The sequence below is a fragment of the Pseudomonas sp. AM4(2022) genome (assembly GCF_036346515.1).
GTDB lineage: Bacteria > Pseudomonadota > Gammaproteobacteria > Pseudomonadales > Pseudomonadaceae > Aquipseudomonas > Aquipseudomonas paracarnis.
Genome location: NZ_JAOTNW010000001.1, coordinates 325,737 through 341,486, shown reverse-complemented (window position 1 = coordinate 341,486; position 15,750 = coordinate 325,737). Strand labels below are relative to the sequence as shown.

Annotated in this window: 14 protein-coding genes; all 14 read left to right on the top strand. The window is 62.0% G+C overall.

Annotation, left to right across the window (positions count from 1 at the left end):
- Nucleotides 1–197: 197 nt before the first annotated feature.
- From mraZ to ftsA, 14 genes are read left to right on the top strand one after another with little or no spacing between them, the layout of a single operon-like run.
- A complete protein-coding gene (gene mraZ / locus ODQ19_RS01475; RefSeq protein WP_003171868.1) occupies nucleotides 198–653 on the top strand; it encodes a division/cell wall cluster transcriptional repressor MraZ in 456 nt (151 codons plus the stop codon).
- Nucleotides 650–1,597: a 16S rRNA (cytosine(1402)-N(4))-methyltransferase RsmH gene (gene rsmH, locus ODQ19_RS01470; RefSeq protein WP_003188661.1), complete on the top strand. Its 948-nt coding sequence runs from the start codon at nucleotides 650–652 to the stop codon at nucleotides 1,595–1,597. The genes mraZ and rsmH overlap by 4 nt, the downstream gene beginning before the upstream one ends.
- Nucleotides 1,594–1,887, top strand: a complete 294-nt coding sequence (gene ftsL / locus ODQ19_RS01465; protein ID WP_003188663.1) for a cell division protein FtsL — start codon at nucleotides 1,594–1,596, stop codon at nucleotides 1,885–1,887. Before rsmH ends, ftsL begins: the two co-directional genes overlap by 4 nt.
- The gene (locus ODQ19_RS01460) at nucleotides 1,887–3,629 is read left to right on the top strand and encodes a peptidoglycan D,D-transpeptidase FtsI family protein (RefSeq protein ID WP_164699553.1); all 1,743 of its coding nucleotides are present in this window, start codon (nucleotides 1,887–1,889) and stop codon (nucleotides 3,627–3,629) included. The genes ftsL and ODQ19_RS01460 overlap by 1 nt, the downstream gene beginning before the upstream one ends.
- Nucleotides 3,629–5,092 carry a UDP-N-acetylmuramoyl-L-alanyl-D-glutamate--2,6-diaminopimelate ligase gene (locus tag ODQ19_RS01455; protein WP_116667178.1) on the top strand — a complete coding sequence of 488 codons (1,464 nt, stop codon included), beginning with the start codon at nucleotides 3,629–3,631 and terminating at the stop codon, nucleotides 5,090–5,092. The genes ODQ19_RS01460 and ODQ19_RS01455 overlap by 1 nt, the downstream gene beginning before the upstream one ends.
- On the top strand, nucleotides 5,085–6,455 hold the full coding sequence (locus tag ODQ19_RS01450) for a UDP-N-acetylmuramoyl-tripeptide--D-alanyl-D-alanine ligase (protein WP_330209180.1): 1,371 nt from the start codon (nucleotides 5,085–5,087) through the stop codon (nucleotides 6,453–6,455). The genes ODQ19_RS01455 and ODQ19_RS01450 overlap by 8 nt, the downstream gene beginning before the upstream one ends.
- On the top strand, nucleotides 6,455–7,537 hold the full coding sequence (gene mraY, locus ODQ19_RS01445) for a phospho-N-acetylmuramoyl-pentapeptide-transferase (RefSeq protein WP_003188670.1): 1,083 nt from the start codon (nucleotides 6,455–6,457) through the stop codon (nucleotides 7,535–7,537). Before ODQ19_RS01450 ends, mraY begins: the two co-directional genes overlap by 1 nt.
- A gap of 6 nt (nucleotides 7,538–7,543) precedes the next feature.
- Nucleotides 7,544–8,890: a UDP-N-acetylmuramoyl-L-alanine--D-glutamate ligase gene (murD, locus tag ODQ19_RS01440; protein ID WP_330209179.1), complete on the top strand. Its 1,347-nt coding sequence runs from the start codon at nucleotides 7,544–7,546 to the stop codon at nucleotides 8,888–8,890.
- Entirely contained in the window at nucleotides 8,887–10,110 is a 1,224-nt protein-coding gene (gene ftsW, locus ODQ19_RS01435) for a putative lipid II flippase FtsW (RefSeq protein ID WP_003188673.1), read from the top strand. Before murD ends, ftsW begins: the two co-directional genes overlap by 4 nt.
- Complete coding sequence (gene murG, locus ODQ19_RS01430; RefSeq protein ID WP_003188675.1) at nucleotides 10,100–11,170, top strand: undecaprenyldiphospho-muramoylpentapeptide beta-N-acetylglucosaminyltransferase; 1,071 nt, start codon at nucleotides 10,100–10,102, stop codon at nucleotides 11,168–11,170. Before ftsW ends, murG begins: the two co-directional genes overlap by 11 nt.
- Nucleotides 11,163–12,611, top strand: a complete 1,449-nt coding sequence (gene murC / locus ODQ19_RS01425) for a UDP-N-acetylmuramate--L-alanine ligase (protein WP_034134894.1) — start codon at nucleotides 11,163–11,165, stop codon at nucleotides 12,609–12,611. The genes murG and murC overlap by 8 nt, the downstream gene beginning before the upstream one ends.
- Nucleotides 12,608–13,564: a D-alanine--D-alanine ligase gene (locus ODQ19_RS01420; protein ID WP_014716974.1), complete on the top strand. Its 957-nt coding sequence runs from the start codon at nucleotides 12,608–12,610 to the stop codon at nucleotides 13,562–13,564. Before murC ends, ODQ19_RS01420 begins: the two co-directional genes overlap by 4 nt.
- A 4-nt stretch (nucleotides 13,565–13,568) precedes the next feature.
- Nucleotides 13,569–14,438, top strand: coding sequence for a cell division protein FtsQ/DivIB (locus tag ODQ19_RS01415; protein ID WP_032893516.1), 870 nt, complete (start codon nucleotides 13,569–13,571; stop codon nucleotides 14,436–14,438).
- A gap of 15 nt (nucleotides 14,439–14,453) precedes the next feature.
- Nucleotides 14,454–15,716 carry a cell division protein FtsA gene (gene ftsA / locus ODQ19_RS01410; RefSeq protein WP_003188682.1) on the top strand — a complete coding sequence of 421 codons (1,263 nt, stop codon included), beginning with the start codon at nucleotides 14,454–14,456 and terminating at the stop codon, nucleotides 15,714–15,716.
- Nucleotides 15,717–15,750: the final 34 nt, after the last annotated feature.

Genomic DNA, 15,750 nt, shown 5'->3' with positions numbered 1-15,750 from the left:
GTTGTTGAGTCAAAAACATCGCCAAACTCTCGTTTCTCCTCCTTTTACCCTCCTAAATCTCCGTTCTGTAAGGCTTTTCCTTGAATCCGCGCCTTGACGGTGTGGTAGGCGCATTCCTATAGTGTGCGCAAGTGGCGGAAAGTGGCACAAAGTGGGTTTTTTGAACGTAAAACGCTAAAATTTGGAGAAACGCATCTGTGTTTCGCGGAGCTAACGCTATCAGTCTCGATGCAAAAGGCCGTCTCGCTATGCCGAGCCGGTATCGTGACGAGCTCATTTCGCGAAGTTCAGGCCAGTTAATCATCACGATTGACGCCGTTGACCCTTGTTTGTGTGTTTACCCCCTCGATGAGTGGGAGTTGATTGAAACCAAGTTGCGTGCGCTGCCTTCATTGCGTGAAGAAAACCGCCGCCTCCAGCGCTTGCTGATCGGTAATGCCGTTGACCTTGAACTCGATGGCAGCGGTCGTTTCCTGGTGCCGCCGCGACTGCGCGAGTACGCCAAGCTCGACAAGCGCGCAATGCTGGTAGGCCAACTGAACAAGTTCCAATTGTGGGACGAAGATGCCTGGGATGCTGTGTCTGCAGCGGACCTGGCTGCTATTCAACAACCGGGCGCCATGCCTGATGAACTGCGTGATTTGATCCTGTGACTATTGATAGCGGCTTTAACCACATCACCGTACTGCTTGACGAAGCCGTCGAGGCTCTCGCCGTACGCGCGGATGGCTGCTATGTCGACGGCACATTCGGCAGGGGCGGGCATAGCCGGTTGATACTCAGCCAGCTCGGGTCCGACGGCAAACTCCTCGGGTTCGACAAAGACCCTCAAGCGATTGCCACCGGGCAAGCGCTAGCGGCCGAAGACGGCCGCTTTGTCGTTGTGCAGCGCAGCTTTGCCGAGCTGGGTGCCGAAGTTGCCGAGCGCGGCATGGCGGGCAAGGTGGCCGGGGTTCTGCTCGACCTGGGCGTGTCTTCGCCACAGCTCGATGACCCGGAGCGCGGCTTCAGTTTCATGAACGACGGCCCCCTCGACATGCGTATGGATCCCACTCGTGGGGTCAGTGCTGCACAGTTCATCGCCACCGCGCCGGTGGAAGAAATCGCCCGTGTGTTCAAGGAATACGGTGAAGAGCGCTTCGCCGGTCGCATGGCGCGTGCCGTGGTCGAGCGCCGCGAAATCCAGCCGTTCGAACGCACTGCGGACCTGGCCGAAGTGCTGAAGGTCGCCAACCCTGCCTGGGAAAAGGGCAAGAACCCGGCTACCCGCGCGTTCCAGGGCCTGCGCATCCACGTCAACAACGAATTGGGCGATCTGGAAGCCGGCCTCGAAGCCGCTCTGGATGCTTTGGAAGTGGGCGGTCGCCTGGTGGTGATCAGCTTCCACTCCCTGGAAGACCGCATCGTCAAACTGTTCATGCGTCGTCTGGTCAAGGGCGAATCCGATAACCTGCCGCGTAACCTGCCGGTGCGTTTCGAAGCCTTCGTGCCGAAAATCAAAATCCATGGCAAAGCGCAGTTCGCTTCCGAAGCCGAACTCAAGGCCAACCCACGTTCCCGTAGCGCTGTCATGCGTGTTGCGGAGAAATTGCGGTGAGCAAGCTTTTCGCCAAGCCCCTCCCGGGCGGCAGCTTCTTTATGTTGCTGCTGTTTGTCGGCGTGCTGGTATCCGCGATTGCGGTGTCCTACAGCGCCCACTGGAACCGTCAGTTGCTCAATACCCTTTACGGGGAATTGAGCGTGCGTGATAAAGCCCAGGCAGAGTGGGGCCGGTTGATCCTCGAGCAAAGCACCTGGACGGCTCACAGCCGTATCGAAGTGCTGGCCACCGAACAATTGAAGATGCACATCCCTGGCGCGGCTGAAGTCCGCATGGTGGCGCCATGATGAAGCTCGAAGGGGCACTCTACCCATGGCGCTTCCGCCTGATGCTGGGCTTGCTGGCATTGATGGTGGGCGCGATTGTCTGGCGTATCTTCGACCTGCAGGTCGTCGACCGCGACTTCCTGATCGGCCAGGGTGACGCCCGCAGCCTGCGGCATATTCCAATTCCTGCACACCGCGGCCTGATCACCGACCGCAACGGCGAGCCCCTGGCCGTCAGTACCCCGGTGACGACGCTGTGGGCCAACGCTAAAGAGCTGCAAGTTGCCAAGGACAAGTGGCCCGAACTGGCCGCCGCCCTTGGCCAGGACCGCAAGGCCCTGACCGATCGCCTCGAAGCCCAGGCCAACAAGGAATTCATCTATCTGGTTCGCGGGCTCACACCCGAGCAAGGCCAGCAGGTGCTCGACCTTAAAATCCCCGGTGTCTACGGCATCGAGGAGTTTCGTCGTTTCTACCCGGCCGGTGAAACCACCGCGCACATGGTCGGCTTTACCGATATCGATGATCATGGTCGCGAAGGCGTTGAGCTGGCCTACGACGAATGGCTGGCCGGAGTTCCGGGCAAGCGGCAGGTCATCAAGGATCGGCGCGGCAGGCTGATCAAGGACGTCCAGGTCACCAAGAACGCCAAGGCCGGCAAGCCCTTGGCGTTGTCGATTGACCTGCGTCTGCAATACCTGGCCAACCGCGAGCTGCGTAACGCGATCATCGAGAATGGCGCCAAGGCCGGCAGCCTGGTAATCATGGACGTGAAGACCGGCGAGATCCTCGCCATGGTCAACCAGCCGACCTACAACCCCAACAACCGTCGCAACCTGCAGCCGGCGATGATGCGTAACCGCGCGATGATCGACGTGTTCGAGCCCGGTTCGACCATGAAAGCCATCTCCATGAGCGCTGCCCTGGAAACCGGGCGCTGGAAACCTACCGACAAGGTCGAGGTTTACCCAGGCACCTTGCAACTTGGCAAATACACCATTCGTGACGTATCCCGCAGCGAAGGTCCGGTGCTGGATCTGACAGGCATCCTGATCAATTCCAGTAACGTGGGCATGAGTAAGGTTGCCTTCGACATTGGCGGCGAAACGATCTATCACCTGGCGCAAAAAATCGGTCTGGGGCAACCCACCGGCCTCGATTTCCCGGGCGAGCGCGTGGGCAACCTGCCGAACTACCGCGAGTGGAGAAAGGCCGAGACTGCCACGCTGTCCTATGGCTATGGCCTGTCGGTGACCGCCATCCAGTTGGCCCACGCTTTCTCGGTGTTGGCCAATAACGGTCGCATGGTGCCGCTGAGCCTGATCCATGTGGATGAACCGCCGAAAGCCAACCAGGTCATTCCGGAAAAAGTCGCCAAGACCATCCAGGGAATGCTGCAACAAGTGATCGAAGCACCGCGTGGCGTATTCCGCGCCCAGGTGCCGGCGTACCACGTTGCAGGCAAGTCCGGTACGGCCCGTAAGACCTCGGTGGGCACCAAGGGCTATGCCGAAAACTCCTACCGTTCGCTGTTCGCCGGCTTTGGCCCGATGAGCGATCCACGCTACGCCATCGTCGTGGTGATCGACGAGCCTAGTAAAGCCGGTTACTTCGGTGGCCTGGTTTCGGCGCCGGTGTTCAGCAAAGTGATGTCCGGCACCCTGCGTCTGATGAACATCACGCCGGACAACCTGCCGCCGACTCAACAAGCCAACGCCGGCCCACCGGCTGCCGCTGTCAAAGCCAATGGAGGGCGCGGCTGATGTCTCTTAGTCTGAACAAGATTTTTGCCCATGCCGGCCACGATCTGCTGATTCGTGAGCTGACCCTGGACAGCCGCAATGTGCGTGCCGGTGACCTGTTCCTGGCGGTACCCGGCGGCAAGCTCGATGGCCGTGCGCATATCGCCGATGCCCTGCAACGCGGTGCGGCTGCGGTTGCCTATGAAGTGCAAGGCGCCACCGTGCTGCCGATCACCGATGTGCCGTTGATTCCGGTCAAGGGCCTGGCTGCGCAGCTTTCTGACATCGCCGGGCGTTTTTACGGTGACCCGAGCCGCCAGCTCAACCTGGTGGGCGTGACTGGCACCAATGGCAAGACCAGCGTGACCCAATTGGTCGCCCAGGCTTTGGACCTGCTGGGTCAGCACTGCGGCATCGTCGGCACCCTCGGCACCGGTTTCTATGGCGCGCTGCAAAGCGGCCTGCACACCACGCCAAACCCGATTGCCGTGCAAGCGACCCTGGCCGACCTGAAAAAGGCCGGCGCCAAGGCGGTTGCCATGGAAGTGTCTTCTCACGGTCTGGACCAAGGGCGTGTCACTGCTCTGGCCTTTGATGTGGCGGTGATGACCAACCTGTCCCGCGATCACCTCGACTACCACGGCACCATGGAGGCGTACGCCGCCGCCAAGGCCAAGCTGTTTGCCTGGAATGACCTGAAGTGCCGGGTGGTCAACCTCGACGACGCGTTTGGCCGCCAACTGGCGGGCGAAGACAGCGACGCGCGCCTGATCAGCTATAGCCTGCAAGATGCCAGTGCCTACCTGTATTGCCGCGAAGCCCAATTCAATGATGAAGGCGTGCGTGCCACATTGGTGACGCCGCAGGGCGAGCACCACTTGCGCAGCACCTTGCTCGGGCGGTTCAACCTGAGCAACGTGCTCGCCGCTATCGGTGCATTGCTGGGCCTGGACTACGCCCTGGATGAAATCCTGCGGGTACTGCCGAAGCTGGAAGGCCCGGCCGGTCGCATGCAGCGCCTGGGTGGCGGCACGCAACCGTTGGTGGTGGTCGATTACGCCCACACACCGGATGCCCTGGAAAAAGTCCTCGAAGCCCTGCGCCCACATGCCAAAGGCAAATTGCTGTGCCTGTTCGGTTGCGGCGGTGATCGCGATCGCGGCAAGCGCCCATTGATGGCCGAAATTGTCGAGCGCTTGGCCGATGGCGTACTCGTCACCGACGACAACCCGCGCAGCGAAGACCCGAGCCAGATTTTCGACGACATCCGTGTCGGTTTCAAAGACGCCTCCAAGGTCACGTTTGTGGCTGGTCGCGGCGCCGCCATTGCCCAGCTGATCGCCAGTGCCGGCGCGGACGACGTAGTGGTGCTCGCGGGTAAAGGCCACGAGGACTATCAGGAAATCAACGGTGAGCGCCATGCCTTCTCCGATCTGGTCGAGGCGGATCACGCCCTGACCGCCTGGGAGGTCGCCCATGCTTAAAGCGATGACGTTCAGCGAACTGGCCCAGGCCCTGTCGGCCCGTGTGCTGTCGAGCGACTGCACATTCAACGGCGTCAGTATCGACAGCCGTAACATCCAGCCGGGGCAGCTGTTTGTCGCCCTGGCCGGCCCGCGTTTCGATGGTCACGACTACCTCAACGACGTTGCCGCCAAAGGTGCCGTCGGTGCCCTGGTGCAGCGTGAAGTGGCCGATTCTGCCTTGCCGCAATTGCTGGTAGCCGATACCCGCCTGGCCCTGGGCCAACTGGGTGCGCTTAACCGTGCCGCTTTTGATAAGCCGGTGGCGGCCATTACCGGTTCCAGCGGCAAGACCACGGTCAAGGAACTGCTTGCTGGCGTCCTGCGTACGCGCGGGCCGGTGCTCGCGACTCGTGGCAACCTCAACAATGATTTCGGCGCACCGCTGACCCTGCTCGAACTGGCCCCGGAACATACGGCGGCAGTGATTGAACTGGGGGCTTCGCGCATCGGCGAAATCGCCTACACCGTGGCGCTGACCCAGCCTCACGTGGCGATCATCAACAACGCCGGTACCGCCCATGTCGGCGAGTTCGGTGGTCCGGAAAAAATCGTCGAAGCCAAGGGCGAAATCCTTGAAGGCCTCAACGCCTCGGGCACAGCGGTACTGAACCTGGATGACAAGGCGTTCGAGACCTGGCGTGTACGCGCCGCCGGTCGCAAGGTGCTGACGTTTGCGGTGCTCAATGCCGCGGCCGACTTCCATGCTTCAAATATCACCGTCGACGCCCGCGGTTGCCCGTCCTTCACCTTGCATACCCCGCAAGGCAGCGAACATGTGCAGCTGAACCTGCTGGGCAACCATAACGTTGCCAACGCCCTGGCCGCCGCCGCCGCCGCCCATGCCCTGGGCGTGTCGCTGTTCGGTATCGCTACAGGCCTGGGCGCGGTGCAGCCGGTCAAGGGCCGCACTGTGGCGCAATTGGCTGCCAACGGCATGCGCGTGATTGATGACACCTACAACGCCAACCAGTCCTCGGTCTGCGCCGCCATAGATCTGCTCAAGGGTTTCGATGGCCGCAAAGTACTGGTGCTGGGCGATATCGCCGAGCTGGGCGACTGGGCCGAACAGTCCCATCGCGAAGTGGGTGCCTACGCCAGCGGCAAGGCCGACGCGCTCTACGCGGTCGGCCCGAACATGACTCACGCCGTGAGCGCCTTCGGTCCCGGTGCGCGGCATTTTGCGACGCAAGCTGAATTGATCCAGGCGTTGACGGCGGCTGAACATGACAAACACACAACCATTTTGATCAAGGGATCGCGCAGCGCGGTGATGGAAAACGTCGTCGCAGCCTTGTGTGGCTCAAGTACGGAGAAACATTAATGCTGCTGCTGCTGGCTGAGTATCTGCAACAGTTCCACAAAGGCTTCGCGGTCTTCCAGTACCTGACCCTGCGCGGGATCCTGGGTGTGCTGACCGCGCTGTCTTTGTCGCTGTTTTTAGGGCCGTGGATGATCCGCACCCTGCAGAACCTGCAAATTGGTCAATCGGTTCGTAATGACGGCCCGCAGTCGCACCTGTCCAAGTCCGGTACTCCGACCATGGGCGGCGCGCTGATCCTGTCGTCCATCGGCGTCAGCACCTTGCTCTGGGCCGACCTGCATAACCGCTACGTGTGGGTGGTGCTGCTGGTGACCCTGCTGTTCGGCGCCATCGGCTGGGTGGATGACTACCGCAAAGTGATCGAGAAAAACTCCAAGGGGCTGCCAAGCCGCTGGAAGTATTTCTGGCAGTCGGTGTTCGGCCTGGCCGCCGCGATCTTCCTGTACACCACCGCGCCAAGTGCCGTGGAAACCACCTTGATCATCCCGATGCTCAAGGATGTGAGCATCCCACTGGGTGTCGGTTTTGTGGTGCTGACCTACTTCGTGATCGTCGGCTCCAGCAACGCGGTGAACCTGACCGATGGCCTCGACGGCCTGGCGATCATGCCGACGGTGATGGTGGGCGGCGCGCTTGGCATCTTTTGCTACCTCTCCGGTAACGTGAAATTCGCTGAATACCTGCTGATCCCTTATGTACCGGGCGCCGGTGAGTTGATCGTGTTCTGCGGCGCGCTGATCGGTGCCGGCCTGGGGTTCCTGTGGTTCAACACCTACCCGGCACAAGTCTTCATGGGCGATGTCGGCGCACTGGCGCTGGGAGCCGCTCTGGGCACTATCGCGGTGATCGTTCGTCAGGAAATCGTACTGTTCATCATGGGCGGCGTGTTCGTGATGGAAACCCTGTCGGTGGTCATCCAGGTGGCGTCCTTCAAGTTGACCGGGCGCCGCGTGTTCCGCATGGCGCCGATTCACCACCACTTTGAACTCAAGGGCTGGCCCGAGCCACGCGTGATTGTCCGCTTCTGGATCATCACCGTGATTCTGGTACTGGTCGGCCTTGCCACCCTGAAACTGAGGTAGAAACGAGTGTCCCTGATCGCTTCAGACCACTTCCGCATTGTTGTCGGCCTCGGCAAGAGCGGCATGTCCCTGGTTCGCTTCCTGGCGAACCGGGGCACGTCGTTTGCCGTGGCCGATACGCGGGAAAATCCACCGGAGCTGGTCACGCTGCGCCGTGACTACCCGCACGTGGAAGTGCGTTGTGGCGAGCTGGATGTCGAGTTTCTGTGCCGTGCCGACGAGCTCTACGTGAGCCCGGGCCTGGCCCTGGCGACACCGGCCCTGCAAGCGGCTGCGGCCCGTGGCGTGAAGCTGTCTGGTGATATCGACCTGTTCGCACGCAACGCGAAGGCGCCGATCGTGGCCATCAGCGGTTCCAACGCCAAAAGCACCGTCACCACCCTGGTCGGCGAGATGGCAGCGGCGGCGGGCAAGCGTGTGGCCGTCGGCGGCAATCTTGGCGTGCCGGCGCTGGACCTGCTCAGCGACGACGTCGAGCTGTACGTGATGGAATTGTCGAGCTTCCAGTTGGAAACCACCCACGACCTGGGCGCTGAAGTGGCGACGGTATTGAACGTCAGCGAAGACCATATGGACCGCTACAGCGGCCTGCCGGCTTATCACCTGGCCAAGCACCGGATCTTCCGTGGCGCCAAGCAATTTGTAGTCAACCGCCAGGATGCCCTGAGCCGTCCGCTGATAGGCGAGGGCATGCCCTGCTGGACCTTCGGCCTGGGCAAACCGGACTTCAAAGGCTTTGGCATTCGTGAAGAGAACGGCGAGAAGTACCTGGCGTTCGAATTCCAGAACCTGATGCCGGTACGCGAACTGAAAATCCGTGGCGCACACAACCAGTCCAATGCCCTGGCGGCCTTGGCGCTCGGTCACGCGGTTGGCCTGCCATTCGACGCCATGCTCGCGAGCCTGCGCACGTTTGCCGGGCTTGAGCATCGCTGCCAGTGGGTGCGCGACCTCAATGACGTCAGCTATTACAACGACTCCAAAGCCACCAACGTCGGTGCAGCCCTGGCGGCCATCGAAGGCCTGGGTGCCGATATCGACGGCAAGCTGGTGCTGATCGCCGGTGGTGATGGCAAGGGTGCCGACTTCAAGGACCTTAAAGCTCCAGTGGCCGCCCATTGCCGTGCCGTGGTGCTGATGGGCCGCGATTCGGACCTGATCGTCGCCGCCCTCGGTGACGCTGTGCCGCAAGTACGCGCAGCTTCCCTGGACGACGCCGTTGCCCAGTGCAAAGCCCTGGCCCAGCCTGGCGATGCGGTGTTGCTGTCGCCCGCGTGCGCCAGCTTCGACATGTTCAAGAACTATGAAGAGCGCGGCCAACTGTTCGCCCGCGCCGTGGAGGCTTTGGCATGAGCCTCAACCTGAGAAACATCATCAAGCCATACCCGTCGCCGATCATTACCGGGCGCGGCATTGACCTTGATTTTCCTATGCTCGCCGGTTGCCTGGCACTGCTCGGCCTGGGCCTGGTGATGATCACCTCGGCGTCCTCCGAAGTGGCTGCCGTGCAGTCGGGCAACACGCTGTACATGATGATCCGCCACCTGGTGTACCTGGTGATCGGCCTGGGCGCCTGCATCGTCACCATGATGATCCCGATTGCCACCTGGCAACGCCTGGGTTGGCTGATGCTGATCGGTGCGTTCGGCTTGCTGGTCATGGTGATCGTGCCGGGCATTGGCCGCGAGGTGAACGGTTCGATGCGCTGGATCGGCTTCGGCGCGTTCAACGTGCAGCCTTCGGAAATCGCCAAGGTGTTCGTGGTGATCTACCTCGCCGGTTACCTGGTGCGCCGTCAGAAAGAAGTGCGCGAAAGCTGGATGGGCTTCTTCAAGCCGTTCATCGTGCTGCTGCCCATGGCTGGCCTGCTGCTGATGGAGCCCGACTTCGGGGCAACGGTGGTGATGATGGGCGCCGCCGCCGCGATGCTGTTCCTGGGTGGGGTCGGGCTGTTCCGCTTCACCTTGATGGTGGTGCTGGCGGTGGCGGCCGTGACCATCCTGGTACAGGCGCAACCCTACCGGATGGCGCGTCTGATCACCTTTACCGACCCCTGGTCCGACCAGTTCGGCTCCGGCTACCAGTTGACCCAGGCGCTGATCGCCTTCGGTCGCGGCGAGTGGCTGGGTGTGGGCCTGGGCAACAGTGTGCAGAAGCAGTTCTACCTGCCGGAAGCCCACACCGACTTCGTGTTCTCGGTATTGGCCGAGGAGTTGGGTGTGGTGGGTTCGCTGTGCACCGTTGCGTTGTTTGTATTCGTCTGCGTGCGCGCCATGTACATCGGCTTGTGGGCCGAGAAGGCCAAGCAGTTCTTCGCCGCCTACGTTGCCTATGGGTTGGCCTTCCTGTGGATCGGCCAGTTCCTGATCAACATCGGGGTGAACGTCGGCCTGCTGCCGACCAAGGGCCTGACCTTGCCGTTCCTCAGTTACGGCGGCAGTTCGTTGGTGATTTGCTGCGCCTGTCTCGGCTTGTTGCTGCGTATCGAGTGGGAGAGTCGCACCCACCTGGGCAGCGAAGAGATGGAGTTCAGCGAAAGCGACTTCGCCGAGGAGCCGACCCATGGGCGCTAACGTGCTGATCATGGCGGGCGGTACCGGGGGCCATGTGTTCCCGGCCCTGGCCTGCGCCCGTGAATTCCAGAACCGTGGCTACACCGTGCACTGGCTGGGTACGCCCCGTGGCATCGAAAACGAATTGGTGCCCAATGCCGGCTTGCCGCTGCATTTGATCAACGTCACCGGTTTGCGTGGCAAGAGCAAGTTGTCATTGCTCAAGGCGCCGTTCGTGTTGCTCAAGGCGGTCATGCAGGCGCGCAAGATCATTCGCGAGTTGAAGCCGGTGTGTGTGCTCGGCTTTGGCGGTTATGTGACCGGCCCTGGTGGCGTTGCGGCGAAACTCGCGGGCGTGCCGGTGATCGTTCACGAACAGAACGCCGTCGCCGGTACCGCCAACCGCCTGCTGGTGCCATTGGCCGCGCGGGTGTGTGAAGCCTTTCCGAAAACCTTCGCCGCCTCCGACAAGCTTCGCACCACCGGTAACCCGGTACGTACCGAACTGTTCATGGCCATTGCGCGTGACGCGTTGGCGGGGCGCAAGGCTCACCTGCTGATCCTGGGCGGAAGCCTGGGCGCCGAGCCACTGAATAAATTGCTGCCTGAAGCCGTTGCGCAACTTCCTGAGGATGTGCGCCCGGAGATCTTCCATCAGGCCGGCAAGAACCACGATGAAGTCACCGCCGCGCGTTATCGCGAGGCCGGTGTAGAGGCCAATGTACAGCCCTTCATCAAAGACATGGCCCAAGCCTATGGCTGGGCCGACCTGGTGGTCTGCCGCGCTGGTGCGCTGACCGTCAGTGAACTGGCGGCCGCCGGTCTGCCGTCCTTGCTGGTGCCTTTGCCCCACGCCATCGACGATCACCAGACCCGCAACGCCGAATATTTGGCCGGGGAGGGCGCTGCCTTCCTGCTGCCGCAAAGAACGACTGGCGCCGCCGATTTGGCCGCACGCCTGACCGAGGTTTTGATGCAACCGGAACGACTCAACAGCATGGCGAGCACCGCAAGCCGCCTGGCCAAACCTGACGCAACCCGCACCGTGGTCGATATCTGCCTGGAGGTGGCCCATGGTTGAGAATCAGAAAGCCATGCCGCAACCCGAGATGCGCCGCATCCGCCGTATTCACTTCGTCGGTATCGGTGGCGTGGGCATGTGCGGGATTGCCGAAGTGTTGCTGAACCTGGGCTACCAGGTGTCCGGCTCGGACTTGAAAGAGTCGCCGGTCACTGATCGCCTGAAGTCCTTCGGTGCGCAGATCTTCATCGGCCACCGTGCCGAGAACGCTGCCGAGGCCGACGTGCTGGTGGTGTCCAGCGCCGTGAACACCTCCAACCCGGAAGTGGCCACTGCCCTTGAACGCCGTATTCCAGTGGTGCCGCGTGCCGAGATGCTCGCCGAGCTGATGCGCTATCGCCACGGCATCGCCGTCGCCGGTACCCATGGCAAGACCACCACCACCAGCCTGATCGCCTCGGTGTTCGCCGCCGGTGGCCTGGACCCGACCTTCGTCATCGGTGGCCGCCTGAATGCAGCTGGCACCAATGCCCAGCTCGGCACCAGCCGCTACCTGATCGCCGAAGCCGATGAAAGTGACGCGAGCTTCCTGCACCTGCAACCGCTGGTCGCCGTCGTCACCAACATCGACGAAGACCACATGGCGACCTACGACGGTGACTTCAACAAATTGAAGAAAACCTTCGTCGACTTCCTGCACAACCTGCCGTTCTACGGGTTGGCGGTGGTGTGCCTGGACGACCCGGTGGTGCGTGAAATCCTGCCCCAGGTCAAGCGCCCGACCGTGACCTACGGCTTCAGCGAAGATGCCGACGTGCGCGCAATCAATGTGCGCCAAGAAGGCATGCAAACCTTCTTTACCGTGCTGCGCCCCGACCGCGAGCCGCTGGACGTGTCGGTGAACATGCCGGGCAACCACAACGTACTGAACTCGCTGGCGACCATCTGCATTGCCACCGATGAAGGCGTCAGCGATGAAGCCATCGTCGAGGGCCTGTCGCGCTTTGCCGGTGTGGGCCGTCGCTTCCAGGTCTACGGCCAACTGCCGGTTGAAGGCGGTGACGTGATGCTGGTGGACGACTACGGCCACCACCCGACCGAAGTGGCGGCCGTGATCAAGGCCGTGCGCGGTGGCTGGCCGGAGCGCCGGCTGGTGATGGTGTACCAGCCGCACCGCTACAGCCGCACCCGTGACCTGTACGACGATTTCGTCAATGTACTGGCCGATGCCAACGTGCTGCTGCTGATGGAAGTCTACCCGGCCGGTGAAGAACCGATCCCGGGCGCTGACAGCCGCAAGCTGTGCAACAGCATCCGCCAGCGCGGCCAGTTGGACCCGATCTACATCGAGCGTGGCGTGGACCTGGCGCCTATCGTCAAGCCGCTGCTGCGTGCCGGTGACATCCTGCTGTGCCAGGGCGCCGGTGATATCGGTGGCCTTGCGCCCAAGTTGCTGGCGAGCCCGCTGTTTGCAGCCGCCGCCAAGGGGAAGTCGAAATGACCACTGACTACGGCTCCCTGTTTTCCACCCTTGCGCCTGCCGACTTCGGTCGCGTGGCCGTGCTGTTCGGCGGCAAGAGCGCCGAGCGCGAAGTGTCGCTCAAGTCCGGCAATGCGGTGCTTGAGGCGCTGCAAAGTGCTGGCGTGAATGCCTTCGGTATCGATGTGGGCGATGATTTCCTCGCCCGCCTGCAGGCCGAAAAGATCGACCGCGCCTTTCTCATTCTTCACGGCCGCGGCGGTGAAGACGGCAGCATGCAGGGCCTGCTCGAATGCGCCGGCATCCCTTACACCGGTAGCGGCATCCTCGCGTCGGCCTTGGCGATGGACAAGTTGCGCACCAAGCAGGTGTGGCACAGCCTGGGCATTCCGACCCCGCGTCACGCGGTACTGTGCAGTGAAGACGATTGTATTTCTGCAGCCAAGGAACTGGGCCTGCCTTTGATCGTCAAACCAGCCCATGAAGGCTCCAGTATCGGCATGGCCAAAGTGAACTCGGCCGCCGAATTGATCGACGCATGGAAAGCGGCAAGTACCTACGATTCGCAAGTGTTGGTGGAACAGTGGATTTCCGGTCCCGAGTACACCATCGCCACCCTGCGTGGCCAGGTATTGCCTCCCATCGCTTTGGGCACGCCCCACACCTTTTATGACTACGACGCCAAGTACCTGGCTTCCGATACTCAGTACCGGATCCCATGCGGCCTCGAAGCAACCAAGGAACAAGAATTGATGGACCTCACGGCGAAAGCCTGTGAGGCGCTGGGTATCGCCGGTTGGGCGCGGGCAGACGTGATGCAGGATGACCAAGGGAATTTCTGGTTCCTTGAAGTCAACACCGCACCGGGCATGACCGACCACAGCCTGGTTCCCATGGCAGCCCGTGCCGCCGGTCTGGATTTCCAGCAGTTAGTGCTGGCGATCCTGGCCGACAGCATTGAGCCAAGAGGCTAAACACATGAACGGCGCATCGCTTCGTCATCAGCCCCCACAAGCACCGAGCCGCAAGCCGGTGCCACGGGGTGCAAGCCGAATGGTGGCTAAAGAGCCGATGTCTTCGCGCCTGCCAAAAGCCAACTTTGGTTTTATCAAGGCGCTGTTCTGGCCGGTGCTGCTGGTGGTGTTGGGCTTTGGTACGTACGAAGGCGCGCAGCGCCTGTTGCCGTATGCCGACCGGCCGATCACCAAGATCAGCGTGCAGGGCGACCTGAGCTACATCAGCCAACAAGCGGTACAGCAGCGCATCGGCCCATACCTGGCGGCGAGCTTCTTTACCATCGACCTGGCTGGCATGCGCTCGGAGCTGGAACAAATGCCGTGGATCGCCCATGCCGAAGTTCGCCGTGTATGGCCGGACCAAGTCACGATCCGCCTGGAAGAACAACTGCCCGTGGCCCGTTGGGGCGATGAAGCGCTGTTGAACAACCAGGGCCAGGCGTTCACCCCGCGTGAGCTGGCCAATTATGAACACCTGCCGCAGCTGTTCGGGCCGCAGCGGGCGCAGCAGCAAGTGATGCAGCAGTACCAGGCCTTGAGCCAGATGCTGCGGCCACTGGGCTTCTCCATTGCACGCCTGGAATTGCGTGAGCGGGGCAGCTGGTTTTTGACGACCGGGGCAGGCAGTTCCGGCCCGGGCATCGAGTTGTTGCTGGGACGCGACCGCTTGGTGGAAAAGATGCGCCGCTTTATTGCCATCTATGAAAAAACCTTGAAAGAACAGATTACGAACATTGCGAGCGTCGACCTGCGTTACGCCAACGGCCTGGCCGTCGGCTGGCGTACACCGGCTGCGCCCACGGCAGCACAACCCGCTGTCGCGAAGAATTAAGAAGAGGCAGGACCCATGGCAAACGTGCAAAGCGGCAAAATGATCGTCGGTCTCGATATCGGCACCTCCAAGGTGGTGGCGCTGGTGGGCGAGGTCGGGGAAGACGGCGCGATCGAAATCGTCGGTATTGGCACGCATCCGTCCCGGGGCCTGAAGAAGGGCGTGGTGGTGAACATCGAGTCCACCGTGCAGTCGATCCAGCGCGCTATCGAAGAAGCGCAGCTAATGGCCGGTTGCCGGATTCACTCAGCGTTCGTCGGCGTGGCGGGCAACCACATCCGCAGCCTGAACTCTCACGGCATCGTGGCGATCCGCGACCGTGAAGTCAGCTCGGCCGACCTTGAGCGTGTCCTCGACGCCGCCCAGGCCGTGGCGATCCCGGCGGACCAGCGCGTGCTGCACACCCTGCCGCAGGACTACGTGATCGACAACCAGGAAGGCGTGCGCGAGCCCCTGGGCATGTCGGGCGTGCGTCTGGAAGCCAAGGTTCACGTGGTGACTTGCGCCGTCAACGCCGCACAGAACATTGAAAAATGCGTGCGCCGCTGCGGCCTGGAAATCGACGACATCATTCTCGAGCAGTTGGCCTCGGCCTACTCGGTACTGACCGACGACGAAAAAGAGCTGGGCGTGTGCCTGGTGGACATCGGCGGCGGCACCACCGACATCGCGATCTTCACCGAGGGTGCGATCCGTCACACCGCCGTGATCCCGATTGCCGGCGACCAAGTCACCAACGACATCGCCATGGCGCTGCGCACACCGACCCAGTACGCCGAAGAAATCAAGATCCGCTACGCCTGCGCCCTGGCCAAGCTGGCCGGTGCCGGCGAGACCATCAAGGTGCCAAGCGTCGGTGATCGTCCGCCCCGCGAGCTGTCGCGCCAGGCCCTGGCCGAAGTGGTCGAGCCACGCTACGACGAGCTGTTCACCCTGATCCAGGCTGAACTGCGCCGCAGCGGCTACGAAGATTTGATCCCGGCCGGCATTGTGCTGACCGGTGGCACCTCGAAGATGGAAGGCGCGGTCGAGTTGGCCGAAGAGATCTTCCACATGCCGGTGCGCCTGGGCGTGCCCCATGGCGTGAAAGGCCTGGGCGACGTGGTGCGCAACCCGATTTATTCCACCGGTGTGGGCTTGCTGTTGTACGGGCTGCAAAAGCAGACCGACGGCATCTCCCTGTCGGGCCCGAGCATCCGTGACAGCTACCGCAGTGACGACGAGGCGAAAGCGCCGTTGTTCGAGCGTCTGCAGGCTTGGGTAAAAGGCAATTTCTAAAGATTTACCGCGACACCGCAGCACCCGCAACAAG

Excerpts from the sequence above, each read along its gene's own strand:
- ODQ19_RS01460 (WP_164699553.1), top strand. The coding sequence starts at position 1,887 with ATGAAGCTCGAAGGGGCACTCTACCCATGGCGCTTCCGCCTGATGCTG.
- ODQ19_RS01455 (WP_116667178.1), top strand. The coding sequence starts at position 3,629 with ATGTCTCTTAGTCTGAACAAGATTTTTGCCCATGCCGGCCACGATCTG.
- ODQ19_RS01450 (WP_330209180.1), top strand. The coding sequence starts at position 5,085 with ATGCTTAAAGCGATGACGTTCAGCGAACTGGCCCAGGCCCTGTCGGCC.
- mraY (WP_003188670.1), top strand. The coding sequence starts at position 6,455 with ATGCTGCTGCTGCTGGCTGAGTATCTGCAACAGTTCCACAAAGGCTTC.
- ftsW (WP_003188673.1), top strand. The coding sequence starts at position 8,887 with ATGAGCCTCAACCTGAGAAACATCATCAAGCCATACCCGTCGCCGATC.
- murG (WP_003188675.1), top strand. The coding sequence starts at position 10,100 with ATGGGCGCTAACGTGCTGATCATGGCGGGCGGTACCGGGGGCCATGTG.
- murC (WP_034134894.1), top strand. The coding sequence starts at position 11,163 with ATGGTTGAGAATCAGAAAGCCATGCCGCAACCCGAGATGCGCCGCATC.
- ODQ19_RS01420 (WP_014716974.1), top strand. The coding sequence starts at position 12,608 with ATGACCACTGACTACGGCTCCCTGTTTTCCACCCTTGCGCCTGCCGAC.
- ODQ19_RS01415 (WP_032893516.1), top strand. The coding sequence starts at position 13,569 with ATGAACGGCGCATCGCTTCGTCATCAGCCCCCACAAGCACCGAGCCGC.
- ftsA (WP_003188682.1), top strand. The coding sequence starts at position 14,454 with ATGGCAAACGTGCAAAGCGGCAAAATGATCGTCGGTCTCGATATCGGC.